Annotated in this window: 29 protein-coding genes; 4 read left to right on the top strand and 25 right to left on the bottom strand. The window is 49.9% G+C overall.

The features are described 5' to 3' along the window. Window positions 1-78: 78 nt before the first annotated feature. From EVJ24_RS00270 to EVJ24_RS00285, 4 genes are all read right to left on the bottom strand, one after another. Entirely contained in the window at window positions 79-507 is a 429-nt protein-coding gene (locus EVJ24_RS00270) for a CBS domain-containing protein (RefSeq protein WP_016510664.1), read from the bottom strand. 271 nt (window positions 508-778) lie between these two features. Then, complete coding sequence (locus tag EVJ24_RS00275) at window positions 779-1,579, bottom strand: alpha/beta fold hydrolase (RefSeq protein ID WP_131438771.1); 801 nt, start codon at window positions 1,577-1,579, stop codon at window positions 779-781. Window positions 1,580-1,670: 91 nt separating this feature from the next. Further along, complete coding sequence (locus tag EVJ24_RS00280; RefSeq protein ID WP_131438772.1) at window positions 1,671-2,783, bottom strand: M14 family metallopeptidase; 1,113 nt, start codon at window positions 2,781-2,783, stop codon at window positions 1,671-1,673. Between the two features lie 82 nt (window positions 2,784-2,865). Beyond that, window positions 2,866-3,267, bottom strand: a complete 402-nt coding sequence (locus EVJ24_RS00285) for a hypothetical protein (RefSeq protein WP_131438773.1) — start codon at window positions 3,265-3,267, stop codon at window positions 2,866-2,868. Between the two features lie 226 nt (window positions 3,268-3,493). Here EVJ24_RS00285 and EVJ24_RS00290 point away from each other — a divergent pair, with 226 nt between their 5' ends. Further along, the gene (locus tag EVJ24_RS00290; protein ID WP_131438774.1) at window positions 3,494-4,273 is read left to right on the top strand and encodes a hypothetical protein; all 780 of its coding nucleotides are present in this window, start codon (window positions 3,494-3,496) and stop codon (window positions 4,271-4,273) included. 38 nt (window positions 4,274-4,311) lie between these two features. On the opposite strand, the gene EVJ24_RS00295 is transcribed toward EVJ24_RS00290, so the two are convergent. The 18 genes from EVJ24_RS00295 to EVJ24_RS00375 form a co-directional block, all read right to left on the bottom strand. Next, window positions 4,312-4,782 carry a flavodoxin family protein gene (locus EVJ24_RS00295; protein WP_131438775.1) on the bottom strand — a complete coding sequence of 157 codons (471 nt, stop codon included), beginning with the start codon at window positions 4,780-4,782 and terminating at the stop codon, window positions 4,312-4,314. Window positions 4,783-4,867: 85 nt separating this feature from the next. Beyond that, window positions 4,868-5,308, bottom strand: a complete 441-nt coding sequence (locus tag EVJ24_RS00300) for a hypothetical protein (RefSeq protein ID WP_131438776.1) — start codon at window positions 5,306-5,308, stop codon at window positions 4,868-4,870. Between the two features lie 87 nt (window positions 5,309-5,395). Beyond that, window positions 5,396-5,827: a hypothetical protein gene (locus EVJ24_RS00305; RefSeq protein ID WP_131438777.1), complete on the bottom strand. Its 432-nt coding sequence runs from the start codon at window positions 5,825-5,827 to the stop codon at window positions 5,396-5,398. Then, entirely contained in the window at window positions 5,824-6,474 is a 651-nt protein-coding gene (locus EVJ24_RS00310; protein ID WP_131438778.1) for an SIMPL domain-containing protein, read from the bottom strand. The genes EVJ24_RS00305 and EVJ24_RS00310 overlap by 4 nt, the downstream gene beginning before the upstream one ends. Window positions 6,475-6,509: 35 nt before the next feature. After that, the gene (locus EVJ24_RS00315) at window positions 6,510-7,400 is read right to left on the bottom strand and encodes a GNAT family N-acetyltransferase (RefSeq protein WP_131438779.1); all 891 of its coding nucleotides are present in this window, start codon (window positions 7,398-7,400) and stop codon (window positions 6,510-6,512) included. Window positions 7,401-7,593: 193 nt separating this feature from the next. Continuing rightward, a complete protein-coding gene (locus tag EVJ24_RS00320) occupies window positions 7,594-10,164 on the bottom strand; it encodes an ABC transporter permease (RefSeq protein ID WP_131438780.1) in 2,571 nt (856 codons plus the stop codon). Next, a complete protein-coding gene (locus EVJ24_RS00325) occupies window positions 10,161-10,844 on the bottom strand; it encodes an ABC transporter ATP-binding protein (protein ID WP_131438781.1) in 684 nt (227 codons plus the stop codon). The genes EVJ24_RS00320 and EVJ24_RS00325 overlap by 4 nt, the downstream gene beginning before the upstream one ends. Before the next feature lie 93 nt (window positions 10,845-10,937). After that, a complete protein-coding gene (locus tag EVJ24_RS00330) occupies window positions 10,938-11,939 on the bottom strand; it encodes a sensor histidine kinase (RefSeq protein ID WP_131438782.1) in 1,002 nt (333 codons plus the stop codon). 1 nt (window position 11,940) lies between these two features. Beyond that, a complete protein-coding gene (locus EVJ24_RS00335; protein ID WP_131438783.1) occupies window positions 11,941-12,621 on the bottom strand; it encodes a response regulator transcription factor in 681 nt (226 codons plus the stop codon). Between the two features lie 107 nt (window positions 12,622-12,728). After that, window positions 12,729-13,220, bottom strand: a complete 492-nt coding sequence (locus EVJ24_RS00340; RefSeq protein ID WP_131438784.1) for a hypothetical protein — start codon at window positions 13,218-13,220, stop codon at window positions 12,729-12,731. A gap of 32 nt (window positions 13,221-13,252) precedes the next feature. Then, a complete protein-coding gene (locus EVJ24_RS15325) occupies window positions 13,253-13,423 on the bottom strand; it encodes a hypothetical protein (protein ID WP_161568716.1) in 171 nt (56 codons plus the stop codon). Between the two features lie 62 nt (window positions 13,424-13,485). Beyond that, window positions 13,486-13,998 (bottom strand): hypothetical protein, encoded by a 513-nt coding sequence (locus EVJ24_RS00345; RefSeq protein ID WP_131438785.1) that lies wholly within the window; start codon window positions 13,996-13,998, stop codon window positions 13,486-13,488. Between the two features lie 14 nt (window positions 13,999-14,012). Next, entirely contained in the window at window positions 14,013-14,543 is a 531-nt protein-coding gene (locus tag EVJ24_RS00350; protein ID WP_131438786.1) for a DUF2812 domain-containing protein, read from the bottom strand. Continuing rightward, a complete protein-coding gene (locus EVJ24_RS00355; RefSeq protein WP_071398061.1) occupies window positions 14,540-14,866 on the bottom strand; it encodes a PadR family transcriptional regulator in 327 nt (108 codons plus the stop codon). The genes EVJ24_RS00350 and EVJ24_RS00355 overlap by 4 nt, the downstream gene beginning before the upstream one ends. Window positions 14,867-14,974: 108 nt before the next feature. After that, complete coding sequence (locus tag EVJ24_RS00360) at window positions 14,975-15,481, bottom strand: GNAT family N-acetyltransferase (protein WP_131438787.1); 507 nt, start codon at window positions 15,479-15,481, stop codon at window positions 14,975-14,977. A gap of 54 nt (window positions 15,482-15,535) precedes the next feature. Further along, window positions 15,536-16,522, bottom strand: a complete 987-nt coding sequence (locus EVJ24_RS00365) for a tRNA dihydrouridine synthase (RefSeq protein WP_131438788.1) — start codon at window positions 16,520-16,522, stop codon at window positions 15,536-15,538. Between the two features lie 139 nt (window positions 16,523-16,661). Continuing rightward, window positions 16,662-17,117: a hypothetical protein gene (locus tag EVJ24_RS00370; protein WP_131438789.1), complete on the bottom strand. Its 456-nt coding sequence runs from the start codon at window positions 17,115-17,117 to the stop codon at window positions 16,662-16,664. A 138-nt stretch (window positions 17,118-17,255) separates the two neighbouring features. Further along, window positions 17,256-17,861 carry a TetR/AcrR family transcriptional regulator gene (locus tag EVJ24_RS00375; protein WP_131438790.1) on the bottom strand — a complete coding sequence of 202 codons (606 nt, stop codon included), beginning with the start codon at window positions 17,859-17,861 and terminating at the stop codon, window positions 17,256-17,258. 219 nt (window positions 17,862-18,080) lie between these two features. Here EVJ24_RS00375 and EVJ24_RS00380 point away from each other — a divergent pair, with 219 nt between their 5' ends. The 3 genes from EVJ24_RS00380 (at window position 18,081) to EVJ24_RS00390 (ending at window position 20,097) form a co-directional block, all read left to right on the top strand. After that, entirely contained in the window at window positions 18,081-19,040 is a 960-nt protein-coding gene (locus EVJ24_RS00380) for a DUF5692 family protein (protein ID WP_131438791.1), read from the top strand. 149 nt (window positions 19,041-19,189) lie between these two features. After that, window positions 19,190-19,378, top strand: coding sequence for an antitoxin VbhA family protein (locus tag EVJ24_RS00385; protein ID WP_201740331.1), 189 nt, complete (start codon window positions 19,190-19,192; stop codon window positions 19,376-19,378). After that, window positions 19,378-20,097, top strand: a complete 720-nt coding sequence (locus tag EVJ24_RS00390) for a Fic/DOC family protein (RefSeq protein WP_131438793.1) — start codon at window positions 19,378-19,380, stop codon at window positions 20,095-20,097. The genes EVJ24_RS00385 and EVJ24_RS00390 overlap by 1 nt, the downstream gene beginning before the upstream one ends. Window positions 20,098-20,202: 105 nt before the next feature. On the opposite strand, the gene EVJ24_RS00395 is transcribed toward EVJ24_RS00390, so the two are convergent. The 3 genes from EVJ24_RS00395 to rlmD form a co-directional block, all read right to left on the bottom strand. Further along, window positions 20,203-20,727 carry a DM13 domain-containing protein gene (locus tag EVJ24_RS00395; protein ID WP_236637495.1) on the bottom strand — a complete coding sequence of 175 codons (525 nt, stop codon included), beginning with the start codon at window positions 20,725-20,727 and terminating at the stop codon, window positions 20,203-20,205. 36 nt (window positions 20,728-20,763) lie between these two features. After that, complete coding sequence (locus tag EVJ24_RS00400) at window positions 20,764-21,300, bottom strand: GNAT family N-acetyltransferase (protein WP_131438795.1); 537 nt, start codon at window positions 21,298-21,300, stop codon at window positions 20,764-20,766. A gap of 77 nt (window positions 21,301-21,377) precedes the next feature. After that, window positions 21,378-22,739, bottom strand: coding sequence for a 23S rRNA (uracil(1939)-C(5))-methyltransferase RlmD (rlmD, locus tag EVJ24_RS00405; protein WP_131438796.1), 1,362 nt, complete (start codon window positions 22,737-22,739; stop codon window positions 21,378-21,380). Window positions 22,740-22,835 lie beyond the last annotated feature (96 nt).

Genomic DNA, 22,835 nt, shown 5'->3' on the forward strand with positions numbered 1-22,835 from the left:
GACACTGTACCCGACTTATAGAGGATATAATCGACACAAAAAATGACCCGACCCTTTACTAAGGGCCGAGCCACTGAGTTAGCGTACTTCGCTCTCGAGCTGTTTCAACTTCGTCGAGTAGTACTCGATGATGTCACGGCGTCGGATGATGCCGATGAAATACTTGCCGTCATCGACGACCGGCACGAAGTTTTGATCGGTGATCGCATCGACGAGCTCCTCGATTTGCGCCGTGATCGATACCGGTTTATAGCGTATGCGTTGTTTGATGTCTTTCAGGCGAGTCCGGAGCACTTTCTCGTAATCTTCTTCCCCGCGAAGTTGTTCAGCGAGTGCCCACAGTAAGTCTCCTTCCGTCATCGTTCCGGCGTAAAAGCCGTTCTCGGATACGAGCGGCACCGAGGTGAAGCGATGATGCTTCATCTTCTCGAGCGCTTGCCGCACCGTCGACTCCGGGTCTAAATATTTGACGTCTTCTTTCGGATATAAAAAGAAAGCGATGTTCATATATAATCTCTCCTCAATCTGTTAATCCACCACGCTATTGTACCATGAATCGTAGGGTTGACCGCAATAATTGACCGCACCCCACAATTGTTTCACCCTCCCTTCATTAGTTGCTGTCACAGAAAAAAGTCCTTCACAAGAACAGGACCGGCGTGACACGTCATCAACAGAAAACTGGAAAGTAACTCCAATTATTTATACCCTGTACGCATCGATTCTACCCGTCCGAGTCCATAAAAAAGACGCCTTTCGATCAAGGCGTCTCGTCTAATCAGATAAAATGTAACATCGTTTGATTGAACTTCTCCATCTCATCGAGCACGGTACCGTGACCGCTCTCCTCGAAACGCTCGATGCGCGCGTTCGGGATGCCTTTTTCCATCTCTAGGGCAAACTCGAATGGACAGACTTTGTCGTGGACGCCATGGATGATCAGCGTCTCGACGCCGACTTTCGGCAAGTCTTCACGAAGGTCCTCGTCGCGGAGCGCTTTCGCCGAGGCGATCGTCCCGTGGCTCGAGGCGATGAGCGACAAGCTGTGGAACCAGTTTTGAAGCGGCTCTGGATGCTTCTTCTCAAAGAAGATCTCGCCGAACCCGGTCAACATCGAGGCACGGTCGCGTTTCGTATCTTCGATCAACGCGTCGACTTCTTCTTTTGTCATCCCGTACAGATAGTCCGGGCGTTGCGTGAACACCGGTGCCGCCGCGCCGGCGAGGATGAGTTTTTTCAAACCGCCGTCCGGATAATCGACCGCATAGCGGATCGCGATCGCCCCACCCATCGAGAAGCCGACGAGTGTGAAGTCTTTGACACCGAGGCCGTTGACGACCATGTTCACGTCAGACGCCATCGTCTCGTAGTCATAGCCCGTAGCTGGTGCGTCCGACTTCCCGTAACCGCGGTAATCGATACCGACGTAGCGATAGCCCGCATCCAAGAGCGCGTTCTTCTGATACTCGAACATGTTGTTGTTCGCCGGCCAGCCGTGCAAGAAGACGACCGCGTCACCCGTTCCGACGTCCTCGACAAAAATAGACGTCCCGTCATGTGCTGTAATGTAATTTCCCATTATTCAAAACCCCCAATCGTATTGTTGAGCGTTGTGCGCCGTACGTTTGCCCACAACCCATCTGTTCCCGTTTGAGCGAACTGAAAACCTGTCAACCGTCGCGCCAGAGCGATTCGGCCTTCAAAATATGCTCGACCGCTTGCGCGCCTTCTCGTAACACGGACGTCTTCCACGTCTCGTCTTCCGGGTAGAACATGGCCATGAATTCTTTTTTGATGCCATTCCGTGCCTCCGGGTCTTTCGTGCCTTCGAAATAGAGACGATTCTCTAAAATGATCGTCAAAAATTCACGGATCAGCGCTTTCGTCGACGTGCCGAACGTCCCGAATTCGAACAAGGCCGAGACGAGCTGCTTGTCCGGATGCTGCGTGTCGCGGACGTAATAGAAATGGTTCGTCGAGTCGCCGAGCACGTCATCCGGATTGTACGTCTTGATGTTCTTCAACCCGTATGTCTGTTTTAACTGCTCGGTGCTGCGTCCGTCCCGCTCGCTGACGAGCATCGTCACTTCGTTCGTCGGTCCGAGCGCGGTGTGCCAGTCCATATGGACGACCCGGTCGTAACGGTCGAGAAGATCGTGCTGGATCTCTTTCAAGAAGACAGCGGACGGTTCGTCGGCGTCCCCGCCATAATAGACGCCTTTCGGGAATTGGTATTGGCCCATCCCTTTCGCCTCGGTCATCGCGTCGAACCCGTCGAGCTTGATGCCAGAGCCGAGGAACGAATAAATGTGTTCGCGCGCCTCGTGGTAGTCGTCGATGACACCGTCCGGGACGAACAAGTGGCGCATCACCTCATACTCTTTATTGACGTTTCGCGGCAGCGATTCCCGGTCGACGACGTAGTTTCGGTTCAAATCGACGTTATGTTCGTTGACGCGCCGGAAATGTTTCATCCCCCATGGGTTGACCGCATGGATGAAGCAGACGCCTGTCACGTCATGGCGGACGTTGCCGAGCTGGGTCTCGATGAATTGCGTGGTCACGGCCGCACCGGCGTAGCCTTCGATCCCATGCTCGCCGATCGTCATGAGCAGCATCGCCTCACGTGACCCGGCCGGTTCGCCGATGATCACGTCGATCGTATCTTCCCCGATCGAATGCGACATCGTCCGCGCGCTCGGGTAGTATTGTTTGACGGTGTCGAGCAAATCGAGAAACCTCTCGCGTGACTCGTCGTAAGATGATGAAAAATAAGTACTCATATGATTCCCTCCATTCATGTCTTCTGTACCCCTTTCCCATTTCGAGGCAAGCTAAAAACGCCTCCCGAGGGAGGCGTTTCGATTAATGGGCTCCGGCTTTCGTGCCGCGGTCTTGGCGGCGGAACGCAAACAAGTAGACGAGCGGGGCGAGCAAGACGGCACCGAACAGCCAATACGCACCAGGGCTTGCGAACAGCGGTACGAACGCGCGGAAGAACAAGGCGACAAGTGAAAACCCGACGACGAGCTCGGCTGTCCAAATGACGGCGCGCCGGACGGCAAGCGTGAGCGTGTTCGTTTTTTGGAACAACGCTGCGGTAAACGCGATCAAAAAAGCCGGGAAGCTACTGAACCATAGCATCCGATTCAACGTCGATTCGGCAAAGTAGGTGTTGCCGAGCGACACGGTCATCACGTAATGGGCAATCAACACGAGCAAGACGACGATCCAACCGACAAGGACATCTCGTTCCCATTTTTTCATCCTTCTCCCTCCATTCTTTAGAAAAAGAGCTACACTTGTATTTACCCGTTTTCTAACCCGTTCCATAGGTCTACAAGCACGATTTTCGACAGATTTCGCAAACTGTCGAACGATTTTCTAATATAATTTCCGTTTTTCCATCTACTTCCTAATAGATTTGTAGTATCGTACGTATTTGTGAGCATTCACTAAACATTTTTTTGTAGATGAAAGGAATTATATTATTTTGAAAAAATTTAAAAGCATTTCTTTGATTATTGTAGCGTCTTTATTTCTATTACTCGGTTTTCTCGCCATGGCAGATGGGGCAATCGTAGCAGGACTTATTTTGGTAGCAGGGCTTTTACCGATTTACAAACTATGGAAGCGCGAAGGTAAAAAACGCGTGATGCTTCCTTTGATTGCCGCATCATTTGTAATTGGAATGATCGTTCTTGGTGCAACCATCCCTACTGAGGACGTGACAGATGGTCAGGCGGAAACTGCATCTGCAGAAAATGAAGTCGAACAGGCACCTGAACTGACAGAAGAAGAAAAACAAAAGGCAGATGCAGAGGCAAAACGAATCGCTGAAGAAGAGGCAAAAGCCGAGGCCGCACGAATTGCTGAAGAAGAAGCCAAGGCAAAACAAGAAGAAGAGGAGCAAAAGCTACGCGAAGCTGAGGAAGCGAAAGAAAAAGAGGCAGCTTTTGCAAACTCGACCATTGAGTTCAAGCATTTGAGTAAAGGTGCGGATCGATACGCGGGTGAGGCAGTTCGCTTCAAAGGAGAGATCGTACAAATCCAAGAAGACGAAGAAGGGACAACAATTCGTCTGGCCGTCACGCAAACATCTTACGGGTGGAGTCCAAATGACATTATCATGCTCTACTATCCAGAATTGACAGACTTTTTCACTGACGATGTCGTCACGGTCGATGGCTATATTATCGGTGATCATACTTACACATCGCAAGCTGGGTGGGACATCACAGTTCCATTGATCGGTGCTGAAACAGTTTACTAATAAAGATAGCGCATTCCTCGAACGGGAATGCGCTATCTTTATTTATCGAACAGATGACTTGCCCAGTCGCGGGCCCGCTCGAGCTCTCCATCTTTGAGCGGTCCTTCTTTGTCGAGGACGAGGAATGATTCTTGAAGCACGGGCTCTGCCCCTTTTTCCGTAAGCTCCCGGCCGATCCGGGTCGAGGCGTGGCCGAACCACTTGACGATCTTCCCGACGAAAAAGCCTTGGTCTTCTTCGGCCATGCTCGTATCGAACGCTGCGGCCCGCACTCCGCGGAGCGCGTGATCCGACAGTCCGTCGAGAAACGTCTTCACGTCCTCGGTCTCGCGCCCGCCGTGTGTCGGTGATCCGACGACGAGCAAATCAAGGTTGGCGAGATCCCCGTAGCCGATATGACTGATGTGAACTGCCTCGACTTGATGAAGCTCGCCGAATCCGTCCTTGATGGCGTGGGCGACTTTTTCTGTGCATCCGTACATCGAGTCAAAAGTGATGAGGATTTTCATGACTGTCCCTTCTCTCTTTCCAAGACCATTTAACACCTACACGAATCTGTTCCCGTTCTTGGCGTTTCTATACCAATTTACATGCTCATTCTTTTTTCGTGTGTGACATCATATTGGCGATCACTTGCACGACAAATAGCCCTAACATGATGCCACCTTGGACGACGGAATGTCTCCATGTCATAATGATAAACCCATAATTCATCGACCAGTACAGCATCAAATACGGCGTCAACTGTTTCCAATATTTTCGGAAGTTCTCACGGAACGAGATTTTCAATACGAAATCATAAAGTCCTTCGAGAATGAGAAAAGCTATAAATATCCCTAAAAAAATACTGTACTGGATCGGCTGTTGTTGCTGTTGCGCAATGATGATTCCGTATAGCGCCGGGATCGCCAGGAATAAATACGCCATTCCTACAACTTTCAGTTTCGACATGTCAGAGAATTTCGCTAACAAAAAAATCGTGATCAATAATAAGCTGTTGATAATCCCTAGTATAAAATAATAAGTTTCAAACATAGTGGTCGTCTCCTCCATGTGAGAGTCGTCGAACGACAAGTCGTATGATGTCACTTGATCTATGGGCAATACATATTCGTCCTAAAATCAGCCTACTACTCTTCTTTTCCTCAACCACCCATATACAAACACAGCAATCCCGACACCGATGGCCGCATAGGCGATCACGTCTACATGATTCCGGCTGTCAAACGGCGCCTCATGGACGAATACGGCCCGCTTCCACTCCGTCCCATCCTCAACCGCGAGCACGTCTTCGACCGACTCCCCCTCCACTTGACGATATTCTGTGCCGATCGGATACATGTTCGAGGCGTCCCCATAATAGTCGCCGGTCATATCGTCAGCCAACGTCTCGACCTCGCCGACGACAGCGCCAAGATCAGCCTCCGAGACCTTAATGTCCGTCACTTCATACACTCGTCCGTCCAAGACGACGAACGCATACGCCCATGACAAGGCGTGGACCGACACTGAGACGGACAGCAGCAACGCCACCATCCAGACGACACGTTTCATTCGATCGCCCAGACGAACGTCGCCGTATCGCTCAAATCGATATCGTCCGGCTGAAGCTCTGGCATCGACGCCTGTGAATGGAACACTTCTTCATGGAATACTAAATTAGTTGGCGAGTAAAGATGTAGCTCGGCCCACGTATAGTCAATCCGCTTCAATTCCCCAAGCTCCGCACCGGCCGCTTTCGTCAACAGTTCAGCCCGATGCAACGCACTCTCCGCCGCGCTGGCGAGGAGTGCATCGCTAACCGTATCTGAATCTTTAATTGTGAACTTGATGGATAGTTTCGGATCCGCCATTGAATTCGTGACGCTTTGGATGACGTCAGACAATCGTTTCGTGTCGAGGTCAAACTCAAGTTTTGTTCGTTGCTCACACACATAGCCACGGAATCGAGATTTATAATTTCCGTCCTCGTCACGGTAACTTTCATAGTCTGTATCAATCGAGAAGTCCGTCGTCTTTAGAGCGGTCTTATCGAAGCCGGCCTGTCCAAGCGCTTTTTGCAGACGCGCCACGGCCGCCGCCGCTTCGCTCATCGTCTCCTCGTAACGCACGGCTTTCGAGGTCAACTCCATTTTCACGACAGTCAAGTCTGGCTTGGCCGATACTTTTCCCGTTCCTTTGACAGTGATGGTACGTTCCATGTTTCATTCTCCCCTTTCTCTCTATCCTAAGTCGCTTAATTGTGCAATTGCCATTGCGTCATCGTCCGAAACGGAACGAAGCCAATATTGTAATAAAACGTTTGGTCTGAAGCGACAATTGCCTGTTCCGCCCCTAGTTTCCCACTCCGTATGATCGCCTCATAGACGACCGACTTCCCAAAGCCTTTCCCCCTGTATGTCGGGTCCGTCACGACCGGTTCGACGTAACTATAGCGATCACCCGGGCGATACCAGACACCACAATGTGCCACATACTTCCCCTCAGGTGAGGCAATGGCAACGAGCAGTTCGGGTAGAATCGCAGGACTCGACAACATTTTTTTCCGTCCTTCGATGGTCGCGGCATCATCCGGCGCATTCCCATCATGGTCAAAGCCACGCCACATCACTTGGTTGTATTGTCGCCAATCCCATTCATCCGCAAGAGATACGTAGGAGAACCCGTGCGGCAACGACTCCTTACTTATCCGGGAAACATGGATTTTCGCGAACCGCTCGATGTGTCTCGTCGGTCGAAATCCTGTCTCTAAGGCGGCCAGTTGCAAACACTCATCCTCATCCGGTAACAATAGTCGCAAATCACCATGACTATGCAACCGCTCGACCGCATAGGCAACGAGTTCAGGCTTCAATGCGTTGTACCCTTTCTCCACGACCAAAATCGCTTCCCCTAAATTGAGCTCATACGTCGCCAGGGCGACAAGGCGCCCCTCATCTTCCCACATACCAATCCGATGCACATGTTCTTGATCACGAAGCGCATGGTTCACCGCCCAGTCCCACGCCCCCCATAAAAGACGTGGTGCCTGCAGCTCCGTTAAGTTGATTCTGATGAGAAAGTCTCTTACTTTTACAACATCCTCCGACACATAAGGCTCATGTGAATACGATCGAAATGAGATCACTGGGCCACCCCCTCTGTAAAGCTTTCACTGAACAGCATCCAGTCTCTGTCAATACGTGATGTTGCTACAATTCGCCAGCGACTTCGAAACCTCCTTCACGATGACATCGTGCCAGCTGAGCACTTTATGTCGGTCAGTTCATATGGGGATATATAAAGAGTGAGCAACCGACGACTCGGTTCCCACTCCCATTTTAACTAGTCTCTTGTTTCAAACGGTCGATAATATTATCCGACTTCACTTTCGAGATGGCATACACCATCGAAGAACCGACGATGAGGAAAATCACAATCGTGACGAACAAGATGTCGCCCCACGGCAATGAGAACGGTGCTTCGAACGTGTTCACCTGCGCCCGATAAATGAGGTACATGATGAGCACACTGATCGGAAGTCCGTATGCCAGCGCCTTCACGCCGTAGAAGATACTCTCGTAGTACACCATCTTGTTGAATCCTTTCGGTGTCATCCCGACCGATCGCAGCATCGCGAATTCGCGGCGCCGGAGCGAGACGCTCGTCGAGATTGTGTTGAAGATGTTCGCCACCGAGATGAGCGAAATCAAGACGATGAACCCATAGACGAAAATCGATAGCAACAACAACACTTGCTCTTGTTGTTCCCGCTGTTCCGACACGTTGAAGATGTATTGGTCCATATTTTGCTCCGCTTCAATCACTTGCTGCGTCGCATCAGGATCACTCGTGTTCAAGGCGATCGATGGGCTTGATTGTTGCATCAACTTCCCGATCGCATCCTCTTCGAACGTCCCTTCCCGGACGATCACATCGAGCCATCCGAGTGGCTTCGTCATCACACCGGTCGGGGCGACGTCGGTCATAGCCGCGACTTTGATTGTTTTTAATGGTGCCGTTTGGTCCGATGCGTTCTCGTCCCGGAGTTCGATCGTATCACCGATTTCGGTCTCAATCGTCTTCGAGTTGACAAACTTTTTCTTGTCAACGTCTTGATACGAGATTTCATCAATCAAGACGGCACCCGGCATGTCTCCGTCTTCAAAGTTGCTGGCGGATGCACCGATTTGCTTCAAGTACGCATCGAAACTTGCATCATCCAATTGATAGAGCGAGACATAGTACGTAAATTTCCCATCGACGGACGTGAACATCAAGTCTTCGTTCTCGGTGACCGCGCTCGGTAACCGTGCTTCGTCGACCATCGTCTGGACGGTCGTGTTCTCGAAGTACGTTCCGCCCGTCACATGGTCCAACGTCTCATAGCGACGTAAGTCATCCTTCGTGAGATTCGACCCGTTCACAAGAATGTCGAACTCATACGATCCTTGTGCCATCTCGAGCGACTGCTCGATCCGATCCGTGAAGTAGCTGACGACCAAAAATAAGACGATACTGATGACGAGCGAGAACACGGTCGCCAAATACCGTTTCCGGTTGCGCTTCGTATTTTTCAATCCGATCTCCGCCTCCAACCCGAAGATGCGGCGGACGAGTTTCGACGTCTTCACGTTCTTCGACGTGAGTCGCACGTCCTGGGTTTGACGAATCGCGTCAATCGCCGAAATCTTCGAAGCGCGACGGGCCGGAAGATAACAGGAGATGAAAATCGTCACGCTCGAAATAAAAATCGTCAATAGGAGCGTGACCGGTGTGACGACGACTTCAAACTTCTCCGTCATATTGAGCGCTTTCTCGGCAAAGGCGTTAATAAATAGGAACGTGACCCCAATCCCGGTCACCCCTGCAAGGATGCCGAGCGGGATGCTGATGCCGCCGATGACGAACCCTTCAAAGAAGACCGAGTTCCGCTTTTGCCGTTTCGTCGCCCCGACACTCGCGAGCATCCCGAGATAGCGCGAGCGCTCGGATACGCTGATGGCGAAGGCGTTATAGATGAGCGAAATCGAGCCGATGACGATGACCGTCATGATAATGCCCCCGAACCCATACAACGTCTTGTGCAAGCCGTCATCATCGGTCACCCCGTAATACCGGAGCAACGAGGAGTTATACGCGATGCCTTCAATCTGTTGTTCACTCATCAGTTGTTTCGTCTCTTCATAAATCGAGCCGTCGACATCATTCAAGGCGACGAACGTATCGACGGTCGCACCGTTCAACGCCTTGTCGTCAATGTATCCGACGACCGTGTAGCCCGGCGACCACGTCGGTTCCCATGCCGGTCGCGTCATCGTGCCGACGACGGTCAACGTCAAGGTGTCCTCGACGTTCAACTGTTCCAGAATCGTCTCCCCGTCACGAATCAAGCCGTCGTCTTGCGTCAACACGCGTCCGGACGATTCGTCCATGCGTTCGCCGATTTCAATCGTCAATTCGTCCCCGATGTTGTACGTGACTTGCGCATTTTGACGGATGGCCTCGGAAATGACGACTTCGCCTTCTTTGTTCGGCAAGCGTCCTTCCGTCAAATCGACGGGGAAGTTCTTCAGTCCCGAGGTGTTATAGTTCCGGACGTATAAGTATGGTTTATACGCATTCTGCGAATCCGTTAATGCCGCATAGCCGTCACTCGATAGGATGACGTCCTTCGTCGACTCATCCTTCCGAATCGCCTCGACCTGTTCTTCGTTCGTGTTGACATATTTGACGTGCCATTCCCCGTTATCGGCGATGTCTTGACGAATCATCAAGTCCAAAAACGATGAACCGAGTGTCGTCACGGCCGTAATCATCGACACCGAGATGATGACCCCGATGATGGTGACGAGCGAACGTCGCTTGTTCTCGCGCAAGTGCCGCAGCGTCATTTTATTGATAATGTTCATGACCGGACGACCTCGTTCTTCGCAATCTTCCCATCTTCAATCGAGATGATCCGGTCCGCCTGTAAGGCGATCCGTTCGTCATGCGTGATAATGATGAGCGTCTGATTGAACTTCTTGTTGAACAGTTTCAATAGACTCATGATCTCTTCACTGTTTTGACTGTCCAAGTTCCCCGTCGGCTCGTCGGCCAAGATAATGGCTGGGTTACTGATGAGCGCCCGTCCAATGGAGACGCGTTGCTGTTGCCCGCCCGACAGTTGATTCGGCAGATGCGTCAAGCGGTTCGACAGCCCGAGGATGCCAATGATGCGCTCCAAATGGGCGGCGTCGACTTTTTGCTCGTCCAACAACATCGGCAGCGTGATATTCTCCTCGACTGTCAAAATCGGGATTAAATTATAGAACTGATAAATCAAACCGATTTGACGACGCCGGAAGATGGCGAGCTGCGTCTCGTCCAACTTGTAAATATCCGTGTTATCGATTAACACCTGTCCGCTCGTTGGGACGTCGACACCTCCTAGCAAATGTAACAGTGTCGACTTCCCTGAGCCCGACGGTCCGACGATACAGACGAACTCCCCTTTTTTCACGGTGAACGACACGTCATCGAGCGCCCGGACTTCCATCTCGTCTTTCCCATATACTTTCGATAACTGTTTCACTTCTAATATGTTCATATATGCACCCTCCAGTACTTGATCTACTTCGAGTGTACCGAGCGAGTGTGACACGTCCGTGACTCGAAAGTGACTATTTCGTCACTTACACGATTAGACGATTGCTTTGTAGAATCGAATTTGAAACGCGGTCCCGACTCCACGTTCACTGCGGACGGTCAATTCACCTTGCTGGCTCGTGATGATACTGTGGGCCATGGCGAGCCCGATGCCGACACTGTCGTCATTCGCATTCACGCCTTTATAAAAACGCTGGAAGATGTACGGGACGTCTTGTTTCGCGATCCCGCTCCCTGTGTCACGGATGACGATTTCCGTATAGAGTGTGTTCTCACTGAACTCGATGAACAACTCCCCTTCTTCCGGTGTATGTTCGACGCAATTCTTCAAGATATTGATGAGCGCCTCGGTCGTCCATTTCACATCGCCTTCGAACGTGACGTCACGCTCACCCGTAATCTGGAGCCGCTGCATTTTGATATCAATCGGCACGAGCATCGGTTTCGTCACAGCTTGAACAAGTACGGGGACGGACACCGGCTCCCGTTTGAACTGAATCGTCCCGGCATCGATTTTAGACAGTTTGAGGAGCGACGACACGAGCCATTCCATCCGTTCGAGCTGTACTTGCACGTTATGAGTGAACTCTTGCCGCTTGTCATCTGACAGCCTCGGGTCACTGAGCAAGTCCGCCATGACCGTCATCGACGTGAGCGGCGTCTTCAGCTGATGAGAGATGTCGGAGATGGCATCCGTCAGCTTCTGCTTGTCCTCCTCGAGATACGTCCCTTGCTCCGACAGCATCTTTGTCACTTTGTAGATTTGGCTCTTCAACAGACTGAGCTCGCCTTCACGGTTGTCGCGGACGTCGAGTTTATAGTTGCCGTTGCTGATCTCTTGGAGATAGCTCGACAGCTGTTCGATTTCGCGATAGCGCCATACGGTGAAGCGATATGTCACCGCCATGAATACAAACGATAAGATGGCTACGAGAAGTGTTGCCTCAATCGAAATGAACAGTGCTGCGCCCACAGCCAAGCTGACGATCACAAACAGACTCAGTACATACATACGGATTTCTCGGTTTCGCAACATGTCAGCGCTCCACCTTATAGCCGATGCCCCGGACCGTCTTAATCAACGTCGGGCGCTGTGGGTCGTCCTCGAGTTTCTCGCGTAACCGTTTGATATAGACGGTCAACGTATTGTCGTTTACGAAGTCCCCACCCATGTCCCACATCTGGTCGAGTAATTGGGCGCGTGTCAGCACTTGGCCCGTATGTTTCCCGAAAATGAGCAATAAGCGATATTCGAGCGCCGTCAACAAGATCTCGTGTCCGTCCTTTTTGACTTTGGCGTCTTGCGGATTGATTTCGACCGACCCGATGGTCAGAACGGGCGAACCGCCTTGTTTCGTGTAACGGCGCAGTACCGAGTGGATTCGCGAGATGAGTTCCCGGACCCGGAACGGTTTCGTGATGTAGTCATCCGCCCCCATGTCGAGTCCCATGACGACGTTGACTTCGTCGTCGAACGCCGTCAAAAAGATGACGGGCGTATCCTGTCGTTGCTTCACGAGCCGACACAAGTCATAGCCGCTCCCATCCGGCAACGATAAATCGAACAGACACAGGTCGATCGTATGTAACTGTTGGTCAATCAAACGTGTCGCGTCGGCTACGTTTTGACATAACGTCGTCGTAAATTGTTCTTGTTCAAGCGAATATTGGAGACCAGAAGCAATCGTCCGGTCGTCTTCAACGATTAAAATGTGCATGGTGTTCCCTCCTGACTGTTCTCCTCATAATATAGCAGTCTTTTTTCAGATGAGGAGACAAAACAAAAAACCGAACGTGATGCCACGTCCGGCAAATCTGAGAAACATCACGATTTGACGACAAGGAGACACTCTGGTCGTTCAAACCCGACATCACCTAAAAATCGCAACTCATCAATCGTCAACTCATCAAGCGTGATCGAACGAACGCTCGACTCACTCTGTTCATCGACCCAGACTTTCCAAATCTCGACTTCGTCCGCCGTCTTCAGATGGTCGGTGATGTAGTCAATGAGTTGCTGGGCTCTCGTTTCGGTGTAGCGCCAACGCAATTCAGCGACGTGTGGTTTTTTCGAGTACGCTTCGACGTTTTCCTCTGCATAATAAAGTTCTCGTTTGACCTCAATCTCGTCGAGTTGCTCTTCTGCCTCGACGTGCATCAAAATCTTTTCGTCACGATCGAGTTCTTCATCATCCGTGAGCATCTCAGGCAAAACGACTCCTTTTTTAATCGCCTCATTGATCGATAAAAATTCGACGTACGGGTTATCGACTTCTTGCAACGGTTGATTACTCGCTATAAATTGAAATTCACTCATGTTGACGCCTCCTAATTATGTGAAAGTACTGATCATCGTTTCATTGCGCTGATGGAAATAATAAGTCCAATTAAATATCCGATTATCGAACCGACAACAATCCCGTATGCAACTGTAAAATCGAATAATAGAGAGATGAGCATCCCGGCAGCCGTTCCGAAAATAAGACCAAGCCCGACCGCTGATTCGCGCCATTCGTTCATTTCCACCACCACCTTCCTTCCGCTCACTACATACGAATTAACCCAATAAAACGTTTCATTTTTCACTCACTCTCTCGCCATTTAGCCAACAATGTGTTACAACGGCTGCGGACAGCCGGACTTCCTGTCTCGAGTTGTTTATGGAGCAAATCAATCAGTTCATCATGGAAGCGCGAATAGCGGACGCTCAAGTCGAATAGCGCTTGGAGCGAATTGACGATGACGATTTTACTCGTCTCGGAAGCAATCCATGCTTTTAGAACACGGACGACCTGCCCCGCTTCGTCATCGCTGAGCGGCAACCGCGGCATCAGTTGGGCGACGTGCCAACGGACTTCTTGTTGGGTGAACGCTGGCAAAAGTTCGAGGAGCGGCGCCTGATGCGCCTTCAACAGTTCAGGATAGCGTCGCGTGATCTTCTCGACCGCATCCGCGCTTCGCATTCGGACGACAGGACGGTCATCGGTCAACCCGACCATCAGTTCCGCGAATCGTTCTGAATCGTCGCCAACGAATTGGACGACCTCATCGACCCGTCCGATGGAACGCAAGTCCCCGCCTTGAAGACGTTCCAACAGATTCTCCTCCATCACTGATCCCGTTCGACCAGTTGACGCGCCTCCCTCAACTTTGAAAGTTTCCGATATTGTTTCAGCACGAATGTGATAAATAGTATACTGACTAACAAATTAGGAACCCAGAGGAAAGATTCGATACCGTTCGACAGGTTGAGGAATGCTACAAATAAATTGAGATACAACACAAAACTATACAGATGAAAAATCCGTCGTTCATGGCGAATCTTCGAGTCAATGTCTGAGTAGAGTCGAAACGGTCCGTCAGTTGTTAGTTTTCGGAGAAAGACCCAACGAAATGTCGTCGCGACGACCTCAATGCCCATTTCCTCCAAAAATTCAAAGTAAGCGACCGATTTCGGATGACTTGGTGCCTCTTCAATCAATTCGATTCGATAAGTATATTTGTTCGGCTCCCCTTGCACAAACGTGTAACGCCCAAGTCTAAAACGTTCAAGAAACCACCCTGTACCCGCCATATCGTTCAACCAAGCCTCTTCCTTTTCGTAATCCGCGTAAAAGCGATATACCGTTTTGGTTTTCATGATTTGTTTCCCCCAATCCACTGTTTTCCATTCGTGACGAGTTCTTCGAGCCGGACGAGTTCGGCCTCAAGCACTGCTTGTCCTAGAGGTGTGACGACATACTCTTTCTTTCGTCCGCTCGCTTTCTCCACTGCTTCAATCCATCCTTTTTCAACTAAGTTGCTTAACGCGCCGTATAATGTTCCCGCCGCCAACTGGACACGGTCATCGCTCAATTCTTGCACGAATTGCATGATTCCATACCCGTGACGCGGAACTTGTAGCGACAATAAAATGTAATACACCGCTTCCGTCAACGCGACGGTTCCTGCTGATTGTGTCATAGTTTATCTCCTTTACTTCGTCTACCGTTATATCGTCTCCCGATATAATGAGTGTACGCTCATCTTCAATAATTGTCTACAAAAAAAACCTATGTTCCCATAGGTTGCTCATCCTGTCGTGTGGCGCTGATACACCAACAAATTGACGCCTGCATAATCATCTTCTTTCATATACGTGAAACCGAGACGTACCAAGACCCGTTGCGAACGCTCGTTTTCAGGATAGCTGAGCGCGATGATTGGTCCTATTCCCGCCAGCAAATCGAGAAACTCGAGTGCCTCTTGAGCTGACTCGACCGCGTACCCTTTCCCCCATGTGGTCGGATCGAAAGCATACAATAACTCGACATCGCCAGTCGGTAACCGTGAGAAACCGCAATGACCGATCAGTTGGTTCGTCGACCGTTCAACCACACCCCAGACCCCGTAGCCATATTCCATCCACTGCTCCTGGAAACGAGTCAGCAAGTGCGCGGCATCTTCTCGAGTCTTCTGTTTCCCGTCCCCTAAATAACGGCTCACCTCCCGTTGACCGAGTATGGCGGCGTATGTTGTTAAATCCTCTTGAGTGAGTGACCTCAATACCAGCCGCTCAGTCTGTCGAGTTGGAATCATCTGTTCGTCCTCCTGTTAATAAATATAGAAAAGGAGCGACTATGCGCTCCAAAATTAGCTTTCAATCAGCTGTTCTATTCGTTTATTTCCTTCAAATTCGGCGAGCAGGGCCCGCACTTCATCTGTCGATTTCGTATCCATCAGTTTCACACGGAGGTCGCTCGCCCCGGGGAACCCTTTCACGTAAATCTTGAAGAACCGGTGCAAGTTCGAGATCGAACGCGGCACGTCTTCTTGGAATTTGTCTTGCAGGTCGAGCTGGAGACGAAGAAGATCGAGGTGCTCTTCCATCGAGTGCTCACGCGGCTCTTTCTCGAACGCGAACGGGTTCTTGAAAATCCCGCGACCAATCATGACGCCGTCGACGCCGTATTTCTCGACGAGTTCTAATCCCATTTGACGATCGAGAATATCGCCGTTGATTGTGATGAGCGTATCCGGTGCGATCTCATCACGTAGTTTCACGATATCCGGGATCATCTCCCAGTGTGCGTCGACTTTACTCATCTCGTTGCGTGTGCGTAAGTGAATCGACAAATTGGCGATGTCTTGCTTCAAGAGATGCGTCAACCAATCGCGCCACTCGTCGAGTTTTGCGAAGCCGAGTCGTGTCTTGACGCTGACCGGGATGCCGCCAGCTTTCGCCGCTTGAATGAGTTCGGCCGCGACGTCAGGACGGAGGATGAGGCCGCTCCCTTTCCCGCGTTTGGCGACGTTCGGGACCGGGCAACCCATATTGATGTCGATACCTTTGTAACCCATCTCGGCCATGCCGATGCTCATCTCGCGGAAGTAGTCCGGGTTGTCACCCCAAATATGGGCGACCATCGGCTGTTCGTCCTCCGTGAACGTCAAGCGTCCACGCAGGCTGCCTTTCCCTTCCGGATGGCAGTAGCTGTCCGAGTTCGCGAACTCGGTGAAAAACACGTCTGGACGTCCGGCATGGGCGACGACGTGACGGAAGACGACGTCAGTCACGTCTTCCATCGGGGCAAGTACAAAGAATGGACGCGGAAGGTCGCGCCAGAAGTTTTCGTTCATATAAAATCATTCCCTTTCGTAATCAATCCAACAAAATCACTTTATCCATTCTATTATGGACGGGGGAATGTATCAACTGACAATACTTTCTAATTAATTATTATACAAAACGTCACGACTTCCTCTTTAGTCAAGTCATTCAGCCTAATACACCTTGTTTCAACATCTTCGTACAGTAGACGAACAACAAAAAAGTGAGGACGAGGATTGATAAATCAATAAGCGATGCTTGCATCCCGAAGACTTCCCACCGTCCCAGCAACGTGAACGTGATGATATCCAATACGAGTTTAGCCAGCCCGGCCAAAAGTGCGAATCCCACCGCTTGTTTTTTTCTCAACAATAAAAGCACAGCTGCCATCAGACCGCTAAACACATTGATGCCCCATGGTATCTTCAATAGAAACGGATAGTCGGTAAAGTACGCAACTACATCGCCTTTTACGTTCAATGAGTTCAAATACATAACGTTCTGTGCTTGGACCATCAAGTAATCGTAAATGCCCACACCGTATATGACCATAAAAATTGTTCCTACCATCCATAAATGAATCGATGTTTTCGCGACATGTTTGTTTGGTGTCTCAGTGTTCATCATGCTCCCCTTCTTTCAAGCGGATGTTGGAAAATCAATCGTTCGCTCTACACCACTCTAACTCTATACAAAAACCCGAACCAGAAACTTAAAGCAAGTATCCGGTATTTCGGGTTAGGACGGGACTTTGATTTATCTTTATTTACCTGGTTGTTCGTGGATCAACTTGAAGAAGTGCGCGAACCCGTCGTGCAGCAAGTACTCCAATACACGATTCGTATGCTCAGATTCGACAACTTGAACATTCAACAACGTTTGGAGCACCATCCCATCGATTGCTGCCATCGTCCACGCGGCGACCGCTCGCGTCGAGGGTCCGCGTTCGACACCGTACGCTCGTACGAAGATGGCTTCCACCCGGTCGATCCAATCCTCGTACTTTTCTCGAAACTTGTTCTGTAACTCCTCGTTCCCGAGCATCGCTTCATGTGCCAAGTAAAACTGCAACCGGCTTTCCGCATCTTTTTTGAGTCGGTCTTGCATCCCGTCGAAAATTTCTTGAATGATTTCGCGTGCCTCTTTCTTGTCTTCGATCGAGATGGTCGCGATTCGGCGAATCTCCCCCAATCCCTCGTCCATCACATCGTACAGAATGGCCTCTTTGGAATTGTAATAGTGATAGATGGCGCCCGTACTAAGCCCAGCCTTCTTCGCGATGCCACGAAGTGTCGTACCTTGGATCCCATTCTCGATGATCGTCGCTCGCGCTGCCTCTACTATCTTTTGTTTCCCTTCGTTCATCATGTGCTCCGACGCTCCTCACGTAATATTGGCTAATTATATCATAATGATTTGACGGTTCTGTGACATGTCTCTTTGACGCCCTTAACTGCATTGACAACGCTTTCAATAGTTTGTTACACTTTTCACATAAACATAACGAACGTTCGGTATGTTTATCGATCTTATATTTTTCATCGTTGTTCTGTCACCAATACTTTAGAAATGAAAGGGGCGTTATTTATGTTCTTCTTTGAATCCATTCCTTGGTACAATCTCGTCATGTGGTTCGTCGTATTCGGTTTGTTGATCGGGTTAAACGAATTCGTCCGGTCGAGCAAAAAAGCTAGCATTCTCATGTTCATGGCGGTCCCGGTCGTGTTGACTCCGATTTGGTTCTTTACCGCCGACCCTGAAATTACGTCATGGTTTCACTGGGTGAAAGTGTACTCGGCGCTTGCCGGAAGTTTGATCTACATGGTCATCCGCTTCACCGATTATCACAAGAAACATCCGTGGTACTTATTGCTCGTACCGGGTATTTTGGCCCTCAATATCGCCGAGGCCGTCGTTCGAGAATTCCAAGTCGGGATCATGGGATTCGAAGGCATGGTCGACGGGATGAATTACATCTCGGGTGGTTGGAACTACGTGAACGCTGTTGCCGGGATCCTGAACTTGCTACTTATCTGCGGTTGGGTCGGCATCTTCGCGACATCCGGCAAGAAAAAAGACATGCTATGGCCAGACCAGACGAAGCTTTGGATTGTTGCTTACGGCATCTGGAATATCGCCTACGTCTATTCATGCGCACCGGGTAACGCGTTCTATTCAGGCTTCGCCTTGAACATCGCAGCAACGGTTCCTGCTCTGCTCTGGGCGAAAGGGACGTGGATGCAAAACCGTGCCCAGACACTCACGTTTTGGATGATGTGGGTCATGACGTTCCCTTACTTCTTCGCCGTCGGCAGCACGTTCAACGTGAGCGTGTCGTATAATCCGGCAGCGAACTGGACGATCGCGCTGCTCAGCCTTGCGCTGAACGTCGTCCTCGCCGTCTGGCAAGTGACGCGCATCGTCAAATACAAACTCAACCCGTTGAAAGACGAGTTGTGGAAAGATACGAACGAATACAAAGAGATCAACGCGATGCGCGAAGACGCTACTCCTGAACCAAATATTGCAGTCAGTAAAGCATTGTAAGCAAAAGACGGGCTACGCGCAGCCCGTCTTTTGCTACGTATATTTAGATAGCTCTGAAAGCAGCTGAAAATAAGTTGCCTCTTTAAAAAATATTTTACGTGTATGATATAATTGTAAGCAAGTTGATCAAAGTGAAAAGAGTGATAAAAGTGGATAAGAACTCATATATCGAACGTCAAAAACAAGTAAAATTTGCAGTTGGTATGGCTGCAATCGACGGTGGAAAACCAAGTCCTTTCACACAGAAATTGCTGAATCGATATGAAAACGGTGAGATCACTTCAGCTCAATTTAAGCAAGCCATTATGGAGCAGTATACGAAAGCACATCAATCCTAATGGATCCTTATGTTTACCCACGTACAAATGTACTCATTAATAAACTTGGGATAACTGACGAACAACAACTGATTAATGTTGAAGCACAACTCATCATTGCAAACATATTAGAAATCGAGTCACTCATTTCGGAAGTGGATTTCGATAGTTATCATTCTCTCCAACAAATCCATCGACATCTATTCAACGAACTATATGAATGGGCCGGCGAATTTCGCTCAATCAACATCTATAAAAATGAGCGAATTTTGGGTGGCTTATCTGTGGTTTACAGTGATTCTTTGCAGATTCAAACGAACTTAGCATCTATCTTTGATTGGAAACAAGAAATCACATGGACCCATGAAAATATACGACTGCCCGTCTATTTCGCTAAGCTAATGACAGATTTGTGGCGGGTTCATCCTTTTCGTGAAGGAAATACCCGTACCGTTTCTGTTTTCATGAAACTTTTCGCTCAACATCATAATTTGCCTTTTAATGCAGAACTGCTTTCTAATAACGCCGGTTACCTTAGAAATGCACTCGTCATGGCCGCTATCAATGATGCGCCAGATCCGACCTATTTACAAAGAATCATAAATGATGCTTTATCTATCGACGTCTCTACTAGCTTGTCAGATAGTGACGCTTCTTCTGAAAAATATCGCACAATTGGTTCGTATAACGTTTCTAGTTATGAAGAAAAGCCATTCTCTACAGACCATCATGAATCATGATTCAAAAAAACAGACAACCTTAGAGGAACCGTTCATCGGTCTCACTAAGGTTGTCTTTCCTTATATCATTAGATGATGATCTACAATTCGAACGCACTTTCATCATCAGGGATTTAATTCTCCCGTACCAAAAGTTGCATCGAACGCCCGACACCAGATCACGACTGTTGAATATTGCGTGAGATCGACGTCTTCAGGGACTAAATAGTTTTGATTACCAGTATTCCCTTTCAATGAACCGAGGCTGATCCCTTCTGTCGTTTCCATCCCCGGCTGAATCAAATAGACGAACAAGTCGGGACCATTTGTCGTTTGGAAATCTTCGAAGCGCAAGTACACACCATCTTCTGCACGAATCGTTTGAATGTTGCCTGAGGTTTCATAATTTTTTTCACCATCCATGAACACTCCTGCCAAGTCGGTAAACTCCGTAGCGGCTCCATCATCCTCAGAAGCCGGAGATTCCGTCGCCTCCTCAGTTTCTCCTTCTTCTACAGTTGTATCAAGTGAAGTCGGTGGAAGTTCTTCATCAACCGTCTCGTCCAAGAACAGGGGAGAAATGAGCCACCACCCAATCAAAAGAACGGCTACTCCCACTATACCTAGAATCACTTTTGTCACGTTTCGCATCATCTTCACTCCTTTTCATAAGAAAACCTTTAGTCCTCAGTACAAGTAACCCATTAAATCCAAATGACCGTCCGTCCATGTTTTATTTCCTACCGGCCGAATCATCAATTCATCAAACGATGCTTCCCCAATCCCGCGTATAATCTGCCGCTCATCGTCAATTTGGAGCCAAGTACAAGCGTTATCGACATGGCTGAATCCCGATCGCAAATAAAGATCGGGACGGTCCGCAAACAATAAGAGAAAATCGACTTGTTTCGTCTTTCCGATATTAATGACTTTGTTCAATAACGCTTCACCAATCCCGTTACCACGCATCTCTTCCCGTACACATAAATCAATCACACCAAGAACTTGAATCGGTTCCCCGTTCAAATTCATCATCCGGTAGTCTAACCCGACATGACCAATGACTTGATCTTCATCTCCAAAAATAAGGAGACGAAGATGAGGTAATTGCTTGAAATATCGGCGATTCGGATAGAGTAGTTCAAATGCTTCTACTAATAAATCACGTAAGTCATTATTCAATTTTTCGTCAATCTCTAATTCTAGATAACGATGAATTTTCATCCGCATTCCCCTCTCGAACATGCATGAAGGTAAAAAAAGCCTCCGATTTCAACAAATCGAAGGCTATTTCTTTCAGTTTATTTTATTTTTTCAAGCCACGCCACCGTCTCGACATGCGCCGTATGCGGGAACATGTCGACCGGTGTGACTTCGACTAATTTGTAGCCACGGTCGGCGAGATAACGCATATCGCGCGCTTGCGTCGCGACGTTACACGACACGTAGACGATCCGTTTCGGACTCATCTCGACCATCGTCTCAAGGAACGACTCGGCACAGCCTTTACGCGGTGGGTCGACGACGATGACGTCAGGATTGATACCGTCTTGCTTCCACTTCGGAAGGACATCTTCGGCCGCGCCACAGGCGTACGTCACGTTATCGATTTCGTTGACAAGAGCGTTCTGTTTCGCGTCTTCGATTGCTTCCGGCACGACCTCGACGCCGTACACGTGGGCTGCTTTCCGGGCAAGGAACAGACTGATCGTACCGATGCCGCAGTAGGCGTCGACGACTTGTTCCGTGCCGGTCAACTGCGCATATTCGAGCGCCTTGCCGTACAGCTTCTCCGTCTGGACCGGGTTGACTTGGAAGAACGAGTGCGGCGAGATTGTGAACGTCAGTCCACCGATCTTGTCCTCGATCGTCTCGTGCCCGTATAAGAGTTTGTTCGTCGCCCCTAGGATGACGTTCGTTTTGTCCGGGTTGACGTTTTGCATGATCGACGTCACGTCGGGCAGACGTTTCAAGATGTCGGCAACGATCTCGTTGGCCCCTTTGATTTTCGTCGTCTTCGTGATGAGGACGATCATCAGTTCACCGGAGTGGTAGCCGTAGCGGGCCATGACGTGGCGGATGACGCCGCGTCCTGTCTTCTCGTCATACGCCGGCACACCGTGCGCCGCGAGCACGTCGCGGACGACTTGGACGGCCTCATCGTTCCGCTCATCTTGGATGAGACATTCCTTCATCTCGACGATGTCATGCGAGCGCGGGCGGTAGAAGCCGGCGACGAGACGATCTCCTTCTTGCTTGAACGGCACTTGCGCCTTGTTGCGGTAACGCCACGGTTCTGGCATCCCGATCGTCTCGTGGACCGGGACGTCGAACTGGCCGAGCCGCTGGAGCGCCTCGACGACGCGGTCCCGTTTTTGACGGAGCTGGCCGTCATAGCTGAAGTGTTGGAGCTGACAGCCCCCGCACTGATAAAAGATCGGGCACGGCGGTTCGACCCGGTCCGTGCTCGCTTGTTTCACTTCGATCAGCCGGGCGAAGCCGTACTGTTTATTCGTCTTCGTCACGACGATCTCGACCGTCTCACCCGGGAGCGCGTTCGGCACGAACAACGTATAACCGTCGACGCGTGCCACGCCTGCCCCTTCGTGTGTAAGGTCATGGATTTGAACGTCGAGACGGTCGTTTTTAGTTACTGGTAGCATGAGTCTCTCCTTTCCCGATTCGAGAAGTACTTTATTCTGTCATTACCCGTTCAGAGGCCAACGAAAAGCTCGGCGTGAGCGCCACGCCGAGCCGAC

Origin of the sequence: Exiguobacterium sp. SH1S21 (assembly GCF_004337175.1) — a bacterium.
In the GTDB taxonomy this organism is placed as follows: Bacteria; Bacillota; Bacilli; order Exiguobacteriales; family Exiguobacteriaceae; genus Exiguobacterium; species Exiguobacterium aurantiacum_A.

Coding starts and splice junctions, on each gene's coding strand:
- EVJ24_RS00380 (WP_131438791.1), top strand. CDS start 18,081: ATGTTCTTCTTTGAATCCATTCCTTGGTACAATCTCGTCATGTGGTTC.
- EVJ24_RS00400 (WP_131438795.1), bottom strand. CDS start 21,300: ATGAAAATTCATCGTTATCTAGAATTAGAGATTGACGAAAAATTGAAT.
- rlmD (WP_131438796.1), bottom strand. CDS start 22,739: ATGCTACCAGTAACTAAAAACGACCGTCTCGACGTTCAAATCCATGAC.
- EVJ24_RS00375 (WP_131438790.1), bottom strand. CDS start 17,861: ATGATGAACGAAGGGAAACAAAAGATAGTAGAGGCAGCGCGAGCGACG.
- EVJ24_RS15325 (WP_161568716.1), bottom strand. CDS start 13,423: ATGAACGAATGGCGCGAATCAGCGGTCGGGCTTGGTCTTATTTTCGGA.
- EVJ24_RS00310 (WP_131438778.1), bottom strand. CDS start 6,474: ATGGAACGTACCATCACTGTCAAAGGAACGGGAAAAGTATCGGCCAAG.
- EVJ24_RS00320 (WP_131438780.1), bottom strand. CDS start 10,164: ATGAACATTATCAATAAAATGACGCTGCGGCACTTGCGCGAGAACAAG.
- EVJ24_RS00270 (WP_016510664.1), bottom strand. CDS start 507: ATGAACATCGCTTTCTTTTTATATCCGAAAGAAGACGTCAAATATTTA.
- EVJ24_RS00330 (WP_131438782.1), bottom strand. CDS start 11,939: ATGTTGCGAAACCGAGAAATCCGTATGTATGTACTGAGTCTGTTTGTG.
- EVJ24_RS00325 (WP_131438781.1), bottom strand. CDS start 10,844: ATGAACATATTAGAAGTGAAACAGTTATCGAAAGTATATGGGAAAGAC.
- EVJ24_RS00340 (WP_131438784.1), bottom strand. CDS start 13,220: ATGAGTGAATTTCAATTTATAGCGAGTAATCAACCGTTGCAAGAAGTC.
- EVJ24_RS00300 (WP_131438776.1), bottom strand. CDS start 5,308: ATGTTTGAAACTTATTATTTTATACTAGGGATTATCAACAGCTTATTA.
- EVJ24_RS00275 (WP_131438771.1), bottom strand. CDS start 1,579: ATGGGAAATTACATTACAGCACATGACGGGACGTCTATTTTTGTCGAG.
- EVJ24_RS00335 (WP_131438783.1), bottom strand. CDS start 12,621: ATGCACATTTTAATCGTTGAAGACGACCGGACGATTGCTTCTGGTCTC.
- EVJ24_RS00395 (WP_236637495.1), bottom strand. CDS start 20,727: ATGCGAAACGTGACAAAAGTGATTCTAGGTATAGTGGGAGTAGCCGTT.
- EVJ24_RS00295 (WP_131438775.1), bottom strand. CDS start 4,782: ATGAAAATCCTCATCACTTTTGACTCGATGTACGGATGCACAGAAAAA.
- EVJ24_RS00355 (WP_071398061.1), bottom strand. CDS start 14,866: ATGACACAATCAGCAGGAACCGTCGCGTTGACGGAAGCGGTGTATTAC.
- EVJ24_RS00360 (WP_131438787.1), bottom strand. CDS start 15,481: ATGATTCCAACTCGACAGACTGAGCGGCTGGTATTGAGGTCACTCACT.
- EVJ24_RS00305 (WP_131438777.1), bottom strand. CDS start 5,827: ATGAAACGTGTCGTCTGGATGGTGGCGTTGCTGCTGTCCGTCTCAGTG.
- EVJ24_RS00350 (WP_131438786.1), bottom strand. CDS start 14,543: ATGAAAACCAAAACGGTATATCGCTTTTACGCGGATTACGAAAAGGAA.
- EVJ24_RS00285 (WP_131438773.1), bottom strand. CDS start 3,267: ATGAAAAAATGGGAACGAGATGTCCTTGTCGGTTGGATCGTCGTCTTG.
- EVJ24_RS00365 (WP_131438788.1), bottom strand. CDS start 16,522: ATGAACGAAAACTTCTGGCGCGACCTTCCGCGTCCATTCTTTGTACTT.
- EVJ24_RS00390 (WP_131438793.1), top strand. CDS start 19,378: ATGGATCCTTATGTTTACCCACGTACAAATGTACTCATTAATAAACTT.
- EVJ24_RS00280 (WP_131438772.1), bottom strand. CDS start 2,783: ATGAGTACTTATTTTTCATCATCTTACGACGAGTCACGCGAGAGGTTT.
- EVJ24_RS00370 (WP_131438789.1), bottom strand. CDS start 17,117: ATGAACACTGAGACACCAAACAAACATGTCGCGAAAACATCGATTCAT.